The organism is Psychrobacter sp. Pi2-52, from assembly GCF_904846705.1.
GTDB lineage: Bacteria > Pseudomonadota > Gammaproteobacteria > Pseudomonadales > Moraxellaceae > Psychrobacter.
Genome location: NZ_CAJHBS010000023.1, coordinates 24,859 through 43,691, shown reverse-complemented (window position 1 = coordinate 43,691; position 18,833 = coordinate 24,859). Strand labels below are relative to the sequence as shown.

General features: G+C 43.1%; 15 protein-coding genes and 4 tRNA genes. 8 read left to right on the top strand and 11 right to left on the bottom strand.

Features of this window, described 5'->3' with window-relative positions; all coding sequences use genetic code 11:
- Positions 1-102: 102 nt before the first annotated feature.
- The 3 genes from tilS (at position 103) to JMY00_RS11545 (ending at position 3,363) form a co-directional block, all read left to right on the top strand.
- Entirely contained in the window at positions 103-1,662 is a 1,560-nt protein-coding gene (gene tilS / locus JMY00_RS11555) for a tRNA lysidine(34) synthetase TilS (RefSeq protein ID WP_201580250.1), read from the top strand.
- 178 nt (positions 1,663-1,840) lie between these two features.
- Complete coding sequence (gene proC, locus JMY00_RS11550; RefSeq protein ID WP_201580249.1) at positions 1,841-2,674, top strand: pyrroline-5-carboxylate reductase; 834 nt, start codon at positions 1,841-1,843, stop codon at positions 2,672-2,674.
- 128 nt (positions 2,675-2,802) lie between these two features.
- Positions 2,803-3,363, top strand: coding sequence for a YggT family protein (locus tag JMY00_RS11545; protein ID WP_224737825.1), 561 nt, complete (start codon positions 2,803-2,805; stop codon positions 3,361-3,363).
- A 103-nt stretch (positions 3,364-3,466) separates the two neighbouring features.
- Here the strand turns inward: JMY00_RS11545 and JMY00_RS11540 are convergent, their stop codons facing one another.
- Positions 3,467-4,261 (bottom strand): hydroxymethylpyrimidine/phosphomethylpyrimidine kinase, encoded by a 795-nt coding sequence (locus tag JMY00_RS11540; RefSeq protein WP_201580248.1) that lies wholly within the window; start codon positions 4,259-4,261, stop codon positions 3,467-3,469.
- Positions 4,262-4,612: 351 nt separating this feature from the next.
- On the opposite strand from JMY00_RS11540, the gene JMY00_RS11535 reads away from it, so the two are divergent.
- The 3 genes from JMY00_RS11535 (at position 4,613) to JMY00_RS11525 (ending at position 5,928) form a co-directional block, all read left to right on the top strand.
- Positions 4,613-4,702 (top strand) — tRNA-Ser (locus JMY00_RS11535).
- Positions 4,703-4,883: 181 nt separating this feature from the next.
- Positions 4,884-4,960, top strand: a tRNA-Arg gene (locus JMY00_RS11530).
- 305 nt (positions 4,961-5,265) lie between these two features.
- Complete coding sequence (locus tag JMY00_RS11525) at positions 5,266-5,928, top strand: RDD family protein (protein ID WP_165597760.1); 663 nt, start codon at positions 5,266-5,268, stop codon at positions 5,926-5,928.
- A 268-nt stretch (positions 5,929-6,196) separates the two neighbouring features.
- On the opposite strand, the gene JMY00_RS11520 is transcribed toward JMY00_RS11525, so the two are convergent.
- From JMY00_RS11520 to JMY00_RS11475, 10 genes are all read right to left on the bottom strand, one after another.
- A complete protein-coding gene (locus JMY00_RS11520; RefSeq protein ID WP_201580247.1) occupies positions 6,197-7,222 on the bottom strand; it encodes a calcium/sodium antiporter in 1,026 nt (341 codons plus the stop codon).
- A gap of 188 nt (positions 7,223-7,410) precedes the next feature.
- A complete protein-coding gene (gene panD, locus JMY00_RS11515; protein ID WP_010196068.1) occupies positions 7,411-7,791 on the bottom strand; it encodes an aspartate 1-decarboxylase in 381 nt (126 codons plus the stop codon).
- 100 nt (positions 7,792-7,891) lie between these two features.
- Positions 7,892-8,473, bottom strand: a complete 582-nt coding sequence (gene pth / locus JMY00_RS11510; RefSeq protein ID WP_101205142.1) for an aminoacyl-tRNA hydrolase — start codon at positions 8,471-8,473, stop codon at positions 7,892-7,894.
- Between the two features lie 182 nt (positions 8,474-8,655).
- Positions 8,656-9,342, bottom strand: coding sequence for a 50S ribosomal protein L25/general stress protein Ctc (locus tag JMY00_RS11505; RefSeq protein ID WP_201580246.1), 687 nt, complete (start codon positions 9,340-9,342; stop codon positions 8,656-8,658).
- Positions 9,343-9,763: 421 nt separating this feature from the next.
- On the bottom strand, positions 9,764-10,711 hold the full coding sequence (locus tag JMY00_RS11500) for a ribose-phosphate pyrophosphokinase (RefSeq protein ID WP_057758042.1): 948 nt from the start codon (positions 10,709-10,711) through the stop codon (positions 9,764-9,766).
- Positions 10,712-10,820: 109 nt separating this feature from the next.
- Positions 10,821-10,896 (bottom strand) — tRNA-Gln (locus tag JMY00_RS11495).
- Between the two features lie 240 nt (positions 10,897-11,136).
- Positions 11,137-11,212: transfer RNA gene (locus tag JMY00_RS11490), tRNA-Gln, on the bottom strand.
- A 167-nt stretch (positions 11,213-11,379) separates the two neighbouring features.
- A complete protein-coding gene (gene ispE, locus JMY00_RS11485) occupies positions 11,380-12,345 on the bottom strand; it encodes a 4-(cytidine 5'-diphospho)-2-C-methyl-D-erythritol kinase (RefSeq protein ID WP_201580245.1) in 966 nt (321 codons plus the stop codon).
- Positions 12,346-12,435: 90 nt separating this feature from the next.
- The gene (lolB, locus tag JMY00_RS11480; RefSeq protein WP_201580244.1) at positions 12,436-13,068 is read right to left on the bottom strand and encodes a lipoprotein insertase outer membrane protein LolB; all 633 of its coding nucleotides are present in this window, start codon (positions 13,066-13,068) and stop codon (positions 12,436-12,438) included.
- Between the two features lie 190 nt (positions 13,069-13,258).
- Positions 13,259-15,076: a tetratricopeptide repeat protein gene (locus JMY00_RS11475; protein WP_240990739.1), complete on the bottom strand. Its 1,818-nt coding sequence runs from the start codon at positions 15,074-15,076 to the stop codon at positions 13,259-13,261.
- Between the two features lie 689 nt (positions 15,077-15,765).
- Between JMY00_RS11475 and hemA the strand changes: the two genes are divergently transcribed.
- Together hemA and JMY00_RS11465 are read left to right on the top strand one after the other, a co-directional pair.
- On the top strand, positions 15,766-17,178 hold the full coding sequence (gene hemA, locus JMY00_RS11470; protein WP_201580242.1) for a glutamyl-tRNA reductase: 1,413 nt from the start codon (positions 15,766-15,768) through the stop codon (positions 17,176-17,178).
- 355 nt (positions 17,179-17,533) lie between these two features.
- Positions 17,534-18,670 carry an aminotransferase class V-fold PLP-dependent enzyme gene (locus tag JMY00_RS11465; protein WP_201580241.1) on the top strand — a complete coding sequence of 379 codons (1,137 nt, stop codon included), beginning with the start codon at positions 17,534-17,536 and terminating at the stop codon, positions 18,668-18,670.
- Positions 18,671-18,833: the final 163 nt, after the last annotated feature.

Below are 18,833 nucleotides of genomic sequence, written 5' to 3'. Positions count from 1 at the left end.
TCTAAATCTTAGTGCTAAAATAAAAACGTGTCATTTAATGGCGCGTTTTTTTATGGCTGTTACTATATGAAGCATCTAAAATAACGAAAAATAAGGCTGAATATGACCAGCAGCGCAATCATCTCACATCCTATTAAATCAATCGCTGATTTGCCAGTTGATGAGACACTAGCAACCGCATTATTGAGCAGTATGTCTGAGTATAGTGATCAGTTGCATGGTCGCCGTCTTTGGTTAGCATGTAGTGGTGGACGTGATTCATTGGCACTTGCGGCGCTGTGTGTGCAGCTCTATCGACAAGGTAGATTGCCATGTCTGCCGCAGCTGTTACATGTCGATCATGGATTACAAGCAGACAGTAGCGCTTGGGCAGCCCATGTCGCTGATTGGGCAGAGGCTCAAAAAATACCGTGTTATATATTACGTGCGCAAGTAAACGGTCATGATGAGCAGGCGGCACGGCAAGCTCGCTATGAGGTAATGCGCGCACATATCAATCAAGGTGATGTTTTGCTATTGGGCCATCATGCTGACGACCAAGCTGAAACCGTATTGATGCGACTCATTCAAGGCGCTGGAGTCAATGGCCTCTCAGGCATGCAGCCATGGCGAGTGCAAACGCAGGGCTCGCAGCGCAATATACTGTGGCGACCTTGGCTTACCATAAGACGCGCAACTATCAGCGCCTATGCCAAACGCTTAGCGCTGCCTTACATCGATGACCCTACCAATAAAACTGGAGATAATGTGCGTAGTGGGTTACGCCGCGATATCATGCCAGCACTGGCTACGTACAACCCCAACGTCATTGATAATATTGCTCGTAGTGCGCAGCTGTTAAATGATGCACAGAAAACAGTCAATGCTCAAGCTATACAGGACATGCAGCAGACGGAGAGTACAGACCTGCAACTTTTACCCGCACAGCGTGTATTAAATATTGATGCGTTGCAACAGCTACCCATGTATCGTCAGCGGCAACTACTGCACTATTGGCTGGGTCAAGATGAGCCGTTACCACCTGTTAAGCAACTCGTCGATGATGTACTAACTCTCAGCCAACGTGATGACCAAGACCACCAGACAGAACTGTTTTGGCAAGGTCGTAAGGCATCTTATACCATTCGCCGCTATCGTCAGCAGCTCTATCGTATGAGCAGCGAATGGATGTCTTGGCTGAAGCTACCACTGACCGAGCAGGTACTGACTTTATCTAGTAATTTATTTAGTCATTCAGCTAATAATTTAACATCGCTCACCATACGTAGCAGTGATCGTTATACTTGGCAGTTGCAAGTAAAGGTAGATGCGCTGGTACGATTGTTAGAAAATAGTGCGGACGGTATAGCACAACAGATAGTGTTAAAAATAGTGCCATTAAACCGTGAGCAACGGTTAAAGACCGAGATGGCTGCGCGCCCACAAGCAGGCAAAAAACTGTATCAAACGCTTGGGATTCCACTATGGCTACGAGACAGCTTAATGGTAGTCAGCATTACCCTTACAAAAAAATCTGAAGATGGAATCGACATACAAACTGATATTCCTCTGTTACTAGCATCACCATTTGAGAGTTGGCTTTTGAGTTCTGAGCAGACGGATAGCGATGCTAAAAGCAATCAATTGGCTGAGTACATCAGAAGTGAGCTTAGTCTAAAATAAAAAGTGTCAAAAGTTTAATATCTGTTGGCTGACTCGTTGATTTTTATCAGGTTGATGTCAGGCGCGACATTTTGAATTTATCAAACGGCGATAGTGGCAGTATGATAAACTGAGTGTCGTTTTACATATCAGTATGTTAAGTTGAATACCTTTTGAATTTTGTGACTAGGAGACAAGTATGTCGGTATTAGATAATAAAAAAATCAGTTTTATTGGTGGCGGAAACATGGCACAAGCGCTCATTAGCGGGCTTGTGGGTTGCGGCATCAAACCAAATCTAATCACGGTCGCCGATCCTAGCAGCGATGCACGTGAGCAATTAGCCGCCAAAGGTCTAAATACTGTTGATCCAATGGCTGATCCTAAATCTGCTGTGATCGGTGCGGATATCGTAGTGCTAGCAGTCAAACCACAAATGATGAAAGTAGTGGTAAGTGCTTTTGCTGATGTACTAGACACTCAATTGGTCATTTCAGTGGCGGCAGGCTTATCGACTGATCTTTTATCAAATATGCTAGGCGGCTATGGCAATATCGTGCGTGCAATGCCAAACACGCCTTCTATGATTCAAATGGGTGCGACTGGCCTTTATGGTACAGACAATATCTCAGCAGAACAGAAGCAGCTAGCAACAGCCGTTATGGAAGCATCAGGTTTGGTCATGTGGGTCGATGACGAAGAGCATATGCATGCCGTTACAGCCGTATCAGGTTCAGCGCCAGCGTATATGTTTTACTTCATCGAATCGATGGTCGATGGGGCAGTTGCATTAGGGCTGGATAAAGAACAAGCCTCAGCGCTTGCAATGCAGACCATGTTAGGTGCTGCAAAAATGGCGATGGACAGTGATGATGCACCAGCTGAGTTACGCCGTAAAGTTACTTCACCGAACGGTACTACTCAGGCAGCGGTCGAGTCAATGCAAGCCAATGAGATTGGTCGCCAAATCAGCGAGGCCATGCAAGCTTGCTATGATCGTAGCCAAGCGTTAAGTGAAGAGATGAGTAAGTAAACACTGACAAGGTGTGCTGTAAGTCACCACTGACGACACCCCTTATGTAATCATCAGCATCTGATAATGACATTTGTCATCCTAGAATCTGTTAATAATGTCACATTGAGTAGCACTTCATGAACAACATGTTATTTCAAATTTTTGATTTGGTCACCACATTCGCTATGATGCTGGTGTTTATTCGTTTTATGTTGCAGTTTGCAGGGATGGATGCGAGCAATCCGATGATTGCACCTGCTTATAAAGCGACGCATATCGTCGATGTATTCGGGCGTATTTTTCCGACTGTTGCACAAGGACGTATTAGCATTGCCGCTATCGTGCTGATGTTTTTGATTCGTCTAATCGACATCTCTGGAAAGGCCGCATTAACGCATAAAGGTATTGCCCCTGTACCGCTATTCTTTACGGGTACGACTAGCTTATTATTAGACTTTTTACGCATGTGCCGCTACTTGGTGATTGGTTCTATCATCGTTAGCTGGATTGTGGTGTTTACCAGATCTGAGCATCCGATTATTGGCATTATCATTAATTTGGCTGAGCCTATTTTGGCCCCGTTTCGTCGTATTACTCCGAATTTAGGTATGCTCGACTTATCGCCAATGGTTGCTTTCTTAGCATTTTATTTGCTGGAGATATTCATCGGTGGTTTGGCCGCGAGTGTGTTGCCAACCTTGGGTTAAACCTAATTAAATGTAAAAACTGTCATAAAAAAGGCGTTCTATAAAAATATAGAGCGCCTTTTTTGCGTCTGCTACTTGGGTAAGCTATGGCTTGTTAGATATGCTAAAAACGAACAAAGCGATTTGGTATGAGCTGAGCTTGAGTATCATCAGGATGCGGTGCATCAGCTGCCCGCAATGTTTGGGTAATCCAACTGTCAGCCGCTTTTACCGCATCGATAAGAGCATCGCCCATTGCCAAGCGTCCAGCGATAAAGCTGGCAAGTGAACATCCTGAGCCATGGAACTCACCGTCTAAGCGCGGCAAGGTGCTTTTATGGACCATTTCGCCCTGTATATATAAGTACTGCTCTATATCACCACTATCAAAATCATGTGAGGTCTTTACTAATACCGCATGAGCGCCTTGAGCACATAGCTTTTTCGCACCAATATGCAAGTCTTGCTCACCGCTAAGCGCTCGTAGTTCATGAGTATTTGGAGTGATTAAAGTGGCGTAGGGCAGCAGTTGTCTAAAGGCGCTAACCAGTGTTTTTTCATCACCCAAACTGCCCCCGCTATTTGCGACTAGTACAGGGTCTAAGACAAATGGCGTATCATTATCGATAACTTGATCAGCAAATAGTTCGGTCAACATTGCAATGTTATCAGTGGTGCCGAGCATACCTGATTTGATAGCACTAACAGGTAAGTCATCAAGCACCGCAGTAGCTTGAGCTTTTACCAATGATGCCGCACAAGCCTCAAAGCCAAATACTTGCTGTGAGCTTTGGATAGTGACCGCCGTACAAGCGATGGCTGCATGTGCCCCTGACTGTCCGATGGCCTCGATATCCGCTTGTAATCCAGCACCGCCTGAAGGGTCTAATCCTGAAAAACACAGTACGACAGGTCGCATAACAGCTCCTTTTGAGATATTTTAAAGTAAGTGACAAATACTATAGCCACCTACTACTAAAAAATCTATCATAGTCTTATGCTTGCGGATTAGGTATAAGACAATAGAGTGAGTAGGCCTAATATTAATAAGCAGTTTAGTTGTTATATTTAGCAATAATATGCCGCAATTTTCCGTATAAAAATGCAATATAAGTACTTATATCTATAATTTTGATAAAAGCCGCATTAAATCTGTAGACAACGCTTGCAATTCGTTTCGGCTTTGTTATAATACTCGCCCACGACATGAGACGTATTGTTAGCATCAATACTATGTTTATAGAAATTTTATAAATGTCTTGAATCGTTAGGTGAAGTGGGTGAGTGGCTGAAACCAGTTCCCTGCTAAGGAACCATACGTGTAAGCGTATCGAGGGTTCGAATCCCTCCTTCACCGCCATTTATTCAGTTGTTATTAGAGTAATAACGCAATATACTGCGTTAAACATTTTAATAATTAATTCAAAAAATAATTTGTTTTAATTAAAAAAGATGTTGACACAAGCGATATTATCTATATAATGACCAACCTAATTTACTGCAAAAGATATTATCTGCGCAGTGAGTAAAGTGCAAAATACGCGCCTGTAGCTCAGTTGGATAGAGCACTTGGCTACGAACTAAGGGGTCGGGAGTTCGAATCTCTCCAGGCGCACCATTTGCATAATAGCTTAATTTAAGCTGATAAAACATTAAAATAATCGCCTGTCTTATGACAATTGGCGGTTTTTTTATGTCTATAGCTTTTACCTTCAACCTATTTATTCTACGACCATCTCCTGTGTATAACATGATTGGATAGCCAACTAATAACATTAAAGAGCAATCTACGATATTGGAGAGCCATCTATGATGTTAGATAGTCATTTAGGATATTGGATAGTCATCTAGGATAATGTACGATAGCCCCACCATTTACGGTACAATAGCGTTACTATTCACTGCTTGCTATGAGCTTGTACCATGTCAAAAAGTCCATCTAAACGTCCGTCAAAAACGACTCGTAAATCAAAGCCTCAATCGAGTGCGCCTGTACAGCAAGATCCTAACGAAGAGCCAACCATCGCTAAGCCCATGATTCGTGTCGTGGCGATTCTCTATGACGGTATGCTGATTTTGGCGCTGTTATTTTTGGTAGGGACGATATTAACCGTGGTTGGTACGCTATTGACTATGGAGACGGGTACTGAATCCTCACAAGCTCAGTCGCTACCGCTCTGGTATCAGAACGCCATTATGACGCCGTCATTTGTACTGACACTCGTGGCATTCTATGGGATATTTTGGCGCCGTGGTGGTCAGACATTGGGTATGCAGACGTGGCGGTTAAAAACGATTAATGATGCAGGTCAATGGCTAACGTGGGGACAGTCGTTTAAGCGTATTTTGGCCGCTTGTTTGATGCCGCTGATTTTTGGCATCATTGGCAGTCTTATTGATGGATCACGCGCCGCCTTATTGGCCAGCGCGTTTCTTGGTTTGGTATTCAACTATGTGTTCTGTCTGTTCAACCCTCGCGGTCTGGCAGTACAAGATATGCTGTCCAACACCATTACCCTAAAAATGCCAAAAGTGGCACATGAAGGGCTATGGCGCGGTTTTAAAAATCGTAAGAAAAAATCTTAATCTGATTTTATTGACGTAACAATTTTATTAACCTAGGGCGTGTCTTCATTTCAAAAATGGAGATAAAAATGAGATAAATTGCCGTCAAACAAGAAAAATAGCGTAGATAATATCAGGATATTAAATAGCTATTTGACGATGTTTGGCAAAATTTAGCCATTTTTAGCCCATTTAGATGGCCATCGGGTGAATTGAAGACACGCCCTAGTAACTCTTATCGACGTGATAATTTAGTTGTAGCACTGCTCAGCTGGTTTAGCCTAAACAGTTACATACTAACGCTTTGAATCAGCCATGCGGTGTAGCCCATAAAGAACAGTACCAATGTGGCACCTGACGTACGACCGAATTGGCGTTTTGTTTTAAAGGCAAATACGCATAGTGTCACTAGCAATATCGTCAAGACTCCCATTGCCATCACATCACGCGATAGAATCACTGGGTTGGCTGCGATAGGAGCAATGACCGTTGCCAAGCCGACAACTGCCAAAGTATTGAAGATATTAGAGCCGATGATATTGCCGAGCGCCATATCATGTTCGCCTTTACGGGCGGCTGACAGGCTCGATACCAGTTCAGGTAATGAGGTCCCAACGGCGACAATCGTTAGACCAATGATAAGCTCACTAAGCCCCCATAGCGTTGCCAACTCGACAGCACCCCAAACAATAGCGCGTGAGCTGGCTACGAGCATCAGCATACCGATAATTAAACTGACAAGACCACGCGTTACGCTTGGTTCTAGCTTTTCTAAGCTCTCTGAGTTATTTAAGTGCTCTAAGTTATTTGAGTGCGCTGAGTCAGCATTAGCCACGACCACATCGTCTTCGTGCTCATGATAGCCTTCGCGTATACTCATTATGATCTGTAGTCCTAAAACCGCGACCAACAAAATCAACAATACGATACCATCAGCTTGGCTCAATGTCCCATCACGTAGCTGCCAAGCGGCGATGACAGTAATCAGTAGCAGCAAGGGCAAGTCGCGCTTTACGATGCCTCTACGGATGATAATAGGGCTAATCAATACGGTTGCACCGAGTACCAATGCGATGTTGATGATATTTGAGCCATAAGCGTTACCTAGAGCCAGCTCAGGGCTGCCTTCTATCGCTGCTAGTACTGATACCACCATCTCAGGCGCTGACGTGCCTATACCCAATATTAAGACACCAATTAAGAAGCTAGGAACACTAAATTTCTTTGCTAGTGCTGTCGCCCCATCAATAAAGACATCGGCACTCCAAACTAAAATTGCTAACCCAATCAGTATTGCAAGCGCGGCTAACCACATCAGTATGTTTCCTTGTATATGATGAAAAATGTGAATTTGATAAATAAAAGTGGCATAAAAAAAGCCGAATCTTGATTTAGATTCAGCTTTCCCTTTAGCATCGAGATTTTTAGTAATAATAGCAGCTAATTCAAAGATGTAACTTTGTGTTTATCTTAAATTTACCAAAACCTCACCATCCTGTCATATTAAGCAACTTGTACAGGAATGATATTTGCTGTGTCTTTAACTGTGTTGTCTTCGTTGCAATAGACAAGTTTTGGCTGATACGTTGACGCTTCAACTTCATCAAAGTGTGCATACGCACAAATGATAACGATATCGCCTAAATCTGCCATATGTGCAGCAGCACCATTTAATGAGATAATACCAGAGCCTGCTTCAGCACGGATAGCATAGGTGCGAAAGCGCTTACCGTTGGTCACGTTGTAGATATCAATAGATTCATTTTCGCGTAGACCAGCAAGATCTAATAGATCGCCGTCGATACCGCAAGAGCCTTCATAGTGAAGTTCAGCGTGGGTAACACGGGCACGGTGTAATTTGCATTTAAGCATATTAAGTAGCATAGGTTGGTTCCTTGGCGTAACTGATATTAATTAACTAAATCAAAAGGTTAATGGGGATAAAACTGCCAAAATAAAAGGTCATTATCATTGAACGACTATATTATTCTGGTAATTTAAAGCCATTAATTTGTGAACGTGCTTTTTCGACATCACCATCTAACAACAATGGGAGCGCTTCAAAAGCAGCTGTCAGCGCGCTATCAATCGCAATCTGCTCATCGGGAGATGCTTTAGAGAGAACGTGTCCACTAACTTTAGACTTGTGACCAGGATGGCCGATACCCACACGCAGGCGATGAAAATCATTGCCAATATGCGGCGTGATATCACGTAGGCCGTTGTGACCACCATGTCCACCGTCTGTTTTGAGTTTGATACTACCAGCTGGAATATCGAGCTCATCATGAGCAATCAACAATTCATCATTTTTGATGCCATAGAAATTTACCATAGGCACCACTGACTGACCAGATTTATTCATAAACGTCAGCGGCATAAGTAAACGCACATCCGACCCATGAATCTGCCCACGCCCTGTCACTCCATGAAATTTCTTATCAGGGGAGAGCGTGATATTAAACTGCTGAGCCAAATGATGGACAAACCAAAATCCTGCATTATGACGCGTAAACATATACTGCTGACCAGGATTACCAAGACCGACAATAAGCTTTATGGCCATAAAAACACCCTGCTTGAATTTGATAAATAGGGGTAAGGTTTGAGGTACTGATAGACAGTTTATTTTCAAACCTTACTTACAAAAACAGCAGGAGATTTTAATCACCTGCTGTCTTATTGACTAAACGAATGTATCACTAACCATAACCAGCACAAAATAATGCACTAGTTAGAAATAGTATATTACTCGCTGTCTTTGTTTTCGTCAGTACCGTCGTTTTGCTCAGTTGCTGGTACTTCATCAGCATCAACGTCAGCATCAGCATCAGCATCAACTTCTTCTACTGTTGGTGGCTGCATGTTAACGATAGTACGGTCATGACCGTCTTCTAGCTCAAGCTCATGAATTACAACGCCTTCAGGAAGTTTGATGTCTGATAGACGGAACAAATCACCGATTTCCATGCCAGACACATCTACTTCTAGATATTCAGGAAGTTGTGATGGTAAGCAGATAACTTCGATATCAGATACTAGAGTAGATAGTACACCAGCAGCAGCAGTACCAGGCGCATCTTCACGACCAGTGAAATGAACAGGAACGTTCATGTGGATTTTCTGACCTTTTACAATGCGCTGGAAATCAGCATGCATTGGGAAGCCTTTAGCTGGATGGCGCTGCAAGTCTTTGATAACTGCTTGATGCTCTTCACCGTCAACGTTGATAGTCAAGATGTGTGAGAAAAACGCTTCGAATTCTAGTGATTTTACTAGTTCGTTAAGCTTGATAGAGATAGCTGTTGGCTCTTCGTTACCACCATAGATGATAGCAGGAACTAGGTTCTGCTTACGTAGGCGGCGGCTCGCACCTTTACCTTGTAGTTCAGCAGCACGATCAACGGCGTTTAGTTCAAAATGATTAATGCTCATGGATATAATCCTATAAAAAAAATGATGAAGTGTCTGGTCATAAAAAAGTGGATTTGCGACCAATCCACTAATACGTGATGATAGCTAATATTATCATTACGAATAAACCTCATAATGTCTAAGCTTAGCCATTTGCTTATAGCAGCGCTCGCTATGATAATTACCATAACGATGGTTGCTGTTAAGCATGATCAGCACTTTTGATAGTGCTAGCCTAATAAAAACAACGAAAAGGTCAGCACAGGCGCGCATTATACGTGATTCTGTAGCAATAATAAAGACCTACGCAAAACGCCTACACAAAACAAAGCGCCAAGTAATGTTACTTGACGCTCTGTTTTTTAACTATTTAAGATGTCTTACTACAGTCATTGCTACTAAAAATTACCGCAATAGCTGTTTTAAAAATAACTGTATCAGGTTAAGCGTCAAACATCGCGCTAATAGACTCTTCGTTATTGATACGGCGTAAGCTTTCAGCCAGCATTGGTGCAATACTTACCTGACGGATTTTGCTACAGGCTTTGGCTTCAGCAGATAGTGGAATCGTATCGGTCACAACCACTTCATCTAATGCAGATTCGCTGATGTTTTTCAGTGCGTTACCTGATAGGACAGGATGCGTGATGTAAGCTAAAACGCGACGAGCACCATTTTCTTTCAATGCTTCGGCTGCTTTACACAATGTACCTGCAGTATCGACCATATCATCAACGATAACGCAATCACGGTCACGAACATCACCAATGATATGCATTACTTGTGACTCATTGGCACGAGCACGGCGCTTATCAATAATTGCCATGTCGGTATCGCCTAACTGCTTAGCCATCGCACGTGCACGAACCACGCCGCCTACGTCAGGTGAAACAACCATGATATTGTCATAGTCTTGCTTTTGTAGGTCGTTTAGCAATACAGGTGTGCCGTAGATGTTGTCTACAGGGATATCAAAGAAACCCTGAATCTGATCTGAGTGCAAATCAACAGTCATTACGCGATCGATACTGACGATGTTCAGCATGTCAGCGACCACTTTAGCCGAGATAGGTACACGAGCTGAGCGTGGACGACGATCCTGACGAGCATAACCAAAATACGGCATGACAGCTGTGATACGGCCAGCACTAGAGCGACGCAAAGCGTCAGCCATCATCATGATTTCCATCAAGTTGTCGTTGGTCGGTGCACAAGTAGGCTGCATGATAAACACATCTTTACCACGTACGTGTTCTTTGATTTCCACGGCAATTTCGCCATCAGAAAAACGCGTGATGTCAGCTTTACCAAGAGGTATGTGAAGATGATCGGCTACGGTTTTTGCTAATTCTGGGTGGGCATTACCCGTAAAAATCGCCAAATAAGGCATGACAGAAGTCCTATTGATTGACTCAAGCAGCGACCGCTAAGCAGTGACAAACTGCTCAAATTAAGAAAAGAATAGTGAAAAGGGTTGATGACTACTATTACAGTAAAAATGGCAGGGGTAGCTGGACTCGAACCAACGGATGTCAGGATCAAAACCTGATGCCTTACCAACTTGGCTATACCCCTGTAATGTCTAGGCTATGAACAACTGATATATAATAGCGACTAAGTAGTCGTTCTCAATATAGTGTCATGACCTGTCAGTTATCTAAAAAACGGATAAACCGTTTAAAACATAACTTTTCCCTAGCGGTGTCCATTGCGAACTATACCGAAACTGGGATAACGTTGTCAATGACAATAAGATAAGTGGCTGTCTATAAACCGCTTATACTCGATGTATCTCTAACGCTTCGTACTAAAAAATGGCAGGGGTAGCTGGACTCGAACCAACGGATGTCAGGATCAAAACCTGATGCCTTACCAACTTGGCTATACCCCTATTGTGGCGACCTATTATAAGTAAATTTTCAGATTTTGCAAGTCATTTGCGGCTTTTTCTGGTATTTATTCATCATAGGTTACTGCTGGCGCTATTTTAGCAAATTAAAATAGGCAATCCTACCGTTGTCATTGTTTAGATGATAAGAAATCTAAAGGTTGTATGTGCTATTTTAAGTTTCCAGCGATATATGCCGTACAAGGCGCATCTGCAATCCACTTCGCCATAAGTTTTTTATTAGTAGCCATACTCGCATCTAAAGGCAAAAACACGGCACTACCAGAGCCAGTCATTCGTGCTGTGCTCAATGCTTGCGCTTTTAACCCCTGTAGATAACTTAAGGCATCTGCAACAGCAGGAGCAAGGCTTGTGACCACTGGGGTAAAGACATTATGATAAGGCGTAGTGAGCGTTTGTACATAATTAGCGTATTGGGTTTGGATAGTTGCAACCGATAGGGGAGCGATATCTCGCTGCAGTTTGGGATGTGCAAATAGTTTAGCAGTATTTACATGAGCGTTAGGCGTCAGTACTAAATACTGCTGGTTAGGCAACTCAATCGTAGTCAGTTCTTCACCAATACCCATGGCAATAGCGTCTTGGCCAAAGATAAATATAGGTACATCCGCACCTACAGTTGCGCCAATCTTTATAAGCTCATCACAGATAAAATTAAGCTGCCAAATCTCATTGAGCACCAGCATAGTCGTTGCTGCATTAGATGAGCCACCACCCAACCCTGCGCCCATTGGCAAATGCTTATCTAAAGTGATATGCACTTTTGCTAATTGCTCAGGTAAAGTGTTTGACTGTATGGCAGATGCTAGCAATGCGCGTGCCGCTTTGAAAATTAAATTGTCTTCTATACTGGTAGTGATAGCCTCTGCACCATCTAGTATCAGTAGCTGATGACAGAATTGATTAGCACTTAATTCACTAGCTATAGTAGAAATAACAGCATCGTTGCTGACCGAAAAATGCAAGTAATCGCCCCAGTCAAGCAGGCGAAATACCGTTTGCAAATTATGATAGCCGTCGGCACGTTTACCCGTGATGTGCAAAAACAAATTGAGTTTTGCAGGTGATAAACGAGTAATTTTAGAAGCGAATGATGAAGCTATATTTTCAGTCATATTTTTTTATCATAAGGTGCAGTTATAAACAGCTATTTTAATTAGCAATAATGATTTTTAGCGTAGTTCATATCATTAATCAATGATGGATTAATGATTAATCGTCATTACAACTTTGTTGCCTTGTGGTTGTACTGCGCTAATTTTACTAGGTAGCTTATCCGTACCTTTATAAGTAAAGCTGGCTGTCCACTCACCATTGACTGAGCTAACTAAACGATTCTGCTCATCCATTTGTGGCGCACTATCTGAAGGTGCTGGGCGACCAGAAATCCAATAAGGCATTTGTGAAATTGGTGCTTGCCAACCAGTGGCTTTCTTTAGCAAGGTTTCAGGATCGTCAGCGGTCAAGGTACCTGTCTTTTCGCTAACTAGAGTAGCGGTCTGACCATTGTATTCAATGTTGGTTTTACCAATACCAAGTGCGCCAATCAGCTCAATGGCAAATCGGTCGTTTTGCTGACCCCATGCATAAAATGCACTACCACCTTGAGTACCTGTCGAATCATTCGCAGGCGTCGTCACCCCAATTTTACCGGTGATATTAAAGCTCTCTAGCTTTTTTGGTTGCTCAGCGTTTTGACCTTGTACCGTCGTTGTCGGTTGGTTGGTCGCGTTGGCTGTTTTTAATGACTGACAACCAGAGGTAATGACCATTGCTGCAGTCATAGCAGTAAACAGAGCCAATTTATTTGGTTTATAAGAAGTGATTAATGCTGACATAATAGTTTCTCAAAATGGAAAGATGAACAAAGATATTAGCTTAAGCGTTATTTGTTGCTCGGTTATGCACGGCTGTTAGCTTCTTATAACGACCTTGTAATTTATAAATGCTTCGGTTTTATAAAAACCTTATCAATTATCATATCTCTGTAATCGCAAAACCCAAAAAGCATATCCAAAATCAGCGCTATTAATACAGCTGTATGCGGTCATTGATATTGTGCTGTCCAAATGAGAAGCGCTGCTGCAAATCTGCGAGTAATGCCTCAACTTTGTCATTGTTACCTAAGCCTTGATAGGCGCGCAATAACAGCGTGCCTGAGCGCAGAGTTGGTAGCACATCATAAGGTGTCTGTAGATAGTCGATAACCTGCTGATAGTTCTCTTTGGCCAATGCATTGCCTGCCAATACATTTAGGGCTTGCAGATGTAGGTCGTTATCATAACGTGGGTCATCATAACGAATTTGGATAATAGCTGTGGCCAGTTCCAAGCCTTGCTCTGAGCTGCGCTCATTTGCTAATAACAATTGTGCATAGCTCAATTGATAGGATAAATTGCTAGGATCTAATGCCTGCAAGTGATTCAGCAAAGTACGCTTAACGACATAGTCTTCTTTATCATCTAACAGCTGAGCCCGTGCAAAGAGTAGCATTTCATTATCAGGATATTTACGAGCGGCGCGGGTTAGTAAGCGCAGTGCTTCATCCGACTCGTTTTGTTGCCATAAGATATCGGCTTGCATGACAAAAGTGTCAGGCGCGAATACTGTGAAGTCTTTGCGCAGCTTCTCTAACGTCGCGATTGCCCCATCGATGTCATTATCGAGTAACTCAAACGCCACTACCTTTCTACGTGCTTCTAATACCAAATCCTCTTGCATGACGCCATTGAGATAGTATTTGGCTTGATCGAACAACTGCTGACGCTCAGCACTGATACCTAGATAATAGTAGGCTTGATCAAGATAAGCTGGACTCTTAGCAAGCATATTGAGTAGCTCATCGGCACTAGCGTACTCTTCAATATCTAGGCTTACTAAAGCTGCGAGCAGCGTAATCTCAGAATCATCATTGAAACGGCTATGCGCTTCAAGTAGTAACTTCCAAGCTTGTTCGCTTTGCTTTAAATCTAATAGATAGCGAATCTCATATAAATATAAGCTTTTGCTATCAGGGTTGCGTAGACGAGCTTGACTGACATAATTGATGACGGTTTCTGCGGTCACAATTTTACGCAATATATCCGCTTTTAACGTGATAAAAGGCACGTAGTCTGGCTGACGCTCTAGCGCTCGATTAATATGAACAATAGCGACTTCAGGTTCGTTAAACTGATAGAGTAAACCCGCTTTTAATACTGACAATGAGGCATTTTGCTCGCTATCTAGTGGCTGCAACGCGGCAAGCAGTTCACGTTTGTCATCATCATTATTTGGGTAAATACCTATGAGAATTTCACTTAAGTCTGCGCGTGGATCATAGCGCAAGATGCGGTTTAAAGTTTCACCCGCTAATATGTAGTCGTGGGCACGTAAGGCCAAATGCGCGACATAAAACCATGCAGGCACGTGGTCAGGGTTTTGGTCTTGCCATGTCTTGGCAAATTGTAATGAGTCTTCAACCCTTTCGTTACGCAAAGAAAGGCTAAGCGCTCTCTCAAACACGGCTGTTGCATCTTCTTTAAAAGACTGTTGCTTATAAATAGAGACTGCACGTCGTTTGTCGTCGCGATCAGCAGCAAACTCGGCATCCAGTAGAGCGTACAAGCTTGGTTCACTAAGCTCAGGCTGCCATAAGCTGGCTGGCGCTAGGCCATTAATGTTTTTTACGTTTTCTATGGTGAGCGTATCTTCATTATAAGGTGTATCAATCGGAGCACTACTATCATTTACTTTATTGCCATTTGGCTTATTGGCAGCTGCCTTATTATCGGTAGCAACGGATACTTTAGAAATTTTTGCTTCTAGCAATACATCGGGATGGCTAGCATGAACAGGGGCTGCCAAACATAGGCACACAGCTAGAGACAACGCTAGCTTATACCGTTGACACAGGCGCTCAATAGCGACATGCAATAAAGCACGGAAGCTAGAGTATTCGCTATAGGGATGTGGTGACCGAAGTAATGACCCAAAAAAAATCATAGATAGCCGTATTCGCCCATGGTTTACCTACACAGATAAGGCAAGTTTGTTTTAATCATTTCAAGTTAGATATTGGCAATATGTACCCATGACAAACATTATAAGAGTAGACCGATGAGATAAACAATAGCATCCGTGTTACTCAGATAGTGGCATGTCTGACCGTATGAATATGCTACTAGTAGCGAGTACGTTACCAAAGAACGATACTGAAGATAATTAAATATAGATAGGTCTGTCGAACTGAATATTATAGAAATATAACAAGTTAAGATAGAGTAAGCGAATGATTTAAAATTATATTATTGACCAGAAGTCAAAACCCAGCTATTGATTTTATAAATCGTATGAGTAGTTGATTTGTTACATTTGCGACCAGATACAGAGATATGGTTATCATAGATGGGTGAGTGTTAATTAAAGCCTGCAATAATGATATAATAGGCGGTTTTTAGGGTCTTCCTTTTTAGCGCTGTCGTCAAAAACTGTCTTTTAAAAATAATAAGATAGCGTAAGGGGCAACTGAGCGTCATGTTTATGGTCTATCGATAATGAGATTAGTGGTCATTGGGGTCAATCACAAAACTGCACCAGTCGCTCTGCGAGAGCGCTTGGCGCTTGTGGGTGACGATGTAAATGTCGCACTCAAACAAATAGAAGCATTTACTGATGGTAGCGTGATCGTCTCTACTTGTAACCGCACCGAAATCTATGCGCTAGTGCCGCACACTTCAACGTCGCATCATGCTAACGGCCAAATATCTGACTCACAATCATCCAATGTGCAAGATGTCAAAGCTACTGGCCAATCATCATCCAACAATACTTTTAGTAGTAGCATGAATATCTCATCTGCTGCGATTAGTGCACATATTACCAAAATCAAAACGTGGCTGGCTGACTTCAAGCAATTGCCACTCGTTGATATTGATCCTTATCTCTATGTACATCGTGATACTCATGCACTGACTCATTGGTTAAGAGTAGCTGCTGGTCTGGACTCTATGATACTGGGCGAGCCGCAGATTCTCGGCCAAATCAAAAACTCTGTGCATCTGGCTCAAGACCAAAAAGTACTCAGTAATCAGCTCGGCTGGATCATCGATCAAGTGTTCGCTGCTGCCAAACGAGTGCGTAACGAGACGCAGGTTGGCGCGCAGGCTGTATCGCTTAGCTTTGCCGCCGCCAAATTGGTCACACAAATATTTGATGATTTACCCAGTCGCACGCTTTTGGTCGTTGCCGCAGGTGAGATGAATCGCTTAGTTGCTACACATATCGCAGGGCTAGGGGTCGGACGAGTCATTATCTGTAACCGTAATTCCGAACGTGCCGAAGCCTTGGCGGCTGAGCTACGTGGCCCTAATCGCCGCGTAGACGTTAGACCCTTACAAGAATTACCGCAAGTATTGGCGGAAGCCGATATCGTTAGCAGTTGTAGTGGCAGTATGGATTTGTTGATTGATAAGACAATGACCATACAAGCGCTAAAACGTCGCCGTTATCAGCCGATGCTTATGATAGATCTGGCCGTACCGCGCGATATCGATTCGACTATTAGCCGCATTGATGATGTTTATCTGTACTCTGTCGATGATTTGCAGCATGTGATTGCAGGTAATATCGAGCAGCGTCGCCAAGCCGCAGTGGATGCTGAACTGTTAGTCAGTCAATTGGTGGTCGAGATAGACCGTCGCTTTCAGGTTCGCCAAGTTGGTAAAGATATTCAGCAGTACCGCGCGTGTACTCAAGGTCAGGTGGATAAGCTGCTGCATGAGTCTATTGCTAAGCTGCAACAGGACGATGTCAGTCCAGAAGATATCATCACTGAGCTGTCACGACGTTTGACCCAAACATTGACCCATGCACCATCGAAACTGATGCGCAAAGCCGCACGTGAAGGCGATAGTGAGTTGCTAGACTTCGTGGTGTCAGGACTACAAGATGCTCATCGAGGGCATTGATGTTTTTATCGTGGCTTTTAAATCAAAACTTATCAACCAATACCTACCAATAAATGCTCGATAGCGCAAGTCATATCGTTGCCTGAGCGTATCGTTGTCAACCTTCAGTATCAGTGCTAATATCAAGCTCTCATGGATGGCTTAGGTCAAGATATGTGCTGGTGTTTGCTCGTAATATGACTATAAATATATTAGCTTCACGTTAGTAGACCTCATCAGTGTTCGTTATTTTTTATTTGTTTAAAAATAATGCATCTCTAGACAGCGCAAGACCTCACCATCAAATAATAGTACTTGATTATAGTGCTATCTAATCCATGTCGCATATTATCTAACCATACACTAGGAGTGTTCAATGCCTGCATTACGTCAAGATATCGATCCAAACGGCTTATTAGAGTATTCAGTGGTTTACACCGATCGTGCGCTGAACCATATGTCAAAAGCCTTTCAGCAAGTGATGAACGACCTATCTAGTGACCTAAAATCTGTGTATAACGCGGACGCCGTGGTGATCGTTCCTGGTTCTGGTACTTATGGTATGGAAGCAGTCGCTCGTCAGTTGGCAAACGATGAAGACTGCCTAATCATTCGTAATGGCTGGTTCAGCTATCGTTGGACGCAAATCTTAGAAAAAGGCAAAATCGCCAAATCATCTACAGTCCTCACCGCCAATCGTAGCGATGATAGTGAGTCGCCAAAGCCGTTTGCTCCAGTCGATATCGACGTTGCCGTAGCCAAAATCAAAGAAGAAAAGCCAGCAGTGGTATTTGCCCCGCATGTCGAAACCTCATCGGGTATCATCTTGTCAGATGACTATATCAAAGCGTTGAGCGAAGCTGTGCATAGCGTCGGCGGATTGTTAGTCATTGACTGTATTGCTTCGGGCTGCGTATGGCTAGATATGAAGGCATTGGGCATCGATGTACTGATTAGCGCACCGCAAAAAGGCTGGAGCAGTACGCCGGGCGCTGGCTTGGTCATGCTAAGCGACGCTGCTGTCAAAAAAGTGGACAGTACTGAATCTGATAGCTTTAGTATCGACCTAAAGCAATGGCTAAACATCATGCGTGCTTACGAAAATGGCGGTCATGCGTACCATGCGACTATGCCGACAGACAGCTTACGTCAGTTCCGTGATGCCGTGAATGAAGCCAAAGCAATCGGTTTTGATAAATTGTGTGATGCGCAGTGGACACTTGGCAAACGTATCCGTGAAGTATTAGAAGCCAAGGGCGTTGAGAGCGTCGCTGCTGAAGGTTTTAAAGCACCTGGCGTTGTCGTCTCTTATACTGATCGTGATGACATGCATAAAGGTAGTGCGTTTGCTGAAATCGGAGTGCAAATCGCGGCTGGCGTACCATTGAAAGTGGGCGAGCCTGATAACTTTAAGACTTTCCGTTTAGGTCTGTTTGGCTTGGATAAATTGACTGATATCGATGGCACAGTAGCGCGTTTTGAAACGGCACTTGATAAAGTGCTGGGTCAGTAAAAATACCAATTAAGAGGGCTGATAAAGACAGTAATATGATAGCTTATTAAGTTTTTTCACCGCCTTTTTTAAAGCCTTTACAGTAGAGTCTTTACAGTTATAAAAAATACTGAACCATTAGTGTCATGCTAGGTTCAGTATTTTTTTACCTTTTTATTATGTT

Excerpts from the sequence above, each read along its gene's own strand:
- JMY00_RS11525 (WP_165597760.1), top strand. The coding sequence starts at position 5,266 with ATGTCAAAAAGTCCATCTAAACGTCCGTCAAAAACGACTCGTAAATCA.
- JMY00_RS11500 (WP_057758042.1), bottom strand. The coding sequence starts at position 10,711 with ATGCCTTATTTGGCGATTTTTACGGGTAATGCCCACCCAGAATTAGCA.
- panD (WP_010196068.1), bottom strand. The coding sequence starts at position 7,791 with ATGCTACTTAATATGCTTAAATGCAAATTACACCGTGCCCGTGTTACC.
- JMY00_RS11465 (WP_201580241.1), top strand. The coding sequence starts at position 17,534 with ATGCCTGCATTACGTCAAGATATCGATCCAAACGGCTTATTAGAGTAT.
- JMY00_RS11545 (WP_224737825.1), top strand. The coding sequence starts at position 2,803 with ATGTTATTTCAAATTTTTGATTTGGTCACCACATTCGCTATGATGCTG.
- lolB (WP_201580244.1), bottom strand. The coding sequence starts at position 13,068 with ATGTCAGCATTAATCACTTCTTATAAACCAAATAAATTGGCTCTGTTT.
- JMY00_RS11520 (WP_201580247.1), bottom strand. The coding sequence starts at position 7,222 with ATGTGGTTAGCCGCGCTTGCAATACTGATTGGGTTAGCAATTTTAGTT.
- JMY00_RS11505 (WP_201580246.1), bottom strand. The coding sequence starts at position 9,342 with ATGAGCATTAATCATTTTGAACTAAACGCCGTTGATCGTGCTGCTGAA.
- tilS (WP_201580250.1), top strand. The coding sequence starts at position 103 with ATGACCAGCAGCGCAATCATCTCACATCCTATTAAATCAATCGCTGAT.
- hemA (WP_201580242.1), top strand. The coding sequence starts at position 15,766 with ATGAGATTAGTGGTCATTGGGGTCAATCACAAAACTGCACCAGTCGCT.
- JMY00_RS11540 (WP_201580248.1), bottom strand. The coding sequence starts at position 4,261 with ATGCGACCTGTCGTACTGTGTTTTTCAGGATTAGACCCTTCAGGCGGT.
- proC (WP_201580249.1), top strand. The coding sequence starts at position 1,841 with ATGTCGGTATTAGATAATAAAAAAATCAGTTTTATTGGTGGCGGAAAC.
- ispE (WP_201580245.1), bottom strand. The coding sequence starts at position 12,345 with ATGACTGAAAATATAGCTTCATCATTCGCTTCTAAAATTACTCGTTTA.
- pth (WP_101205142.1), bottom strand. The coding sequence starts at position 8,473 with ATGGCCATAAAGCTTATTGTCGGTCTTGGTAATCCTGGTCAGCAGTAT.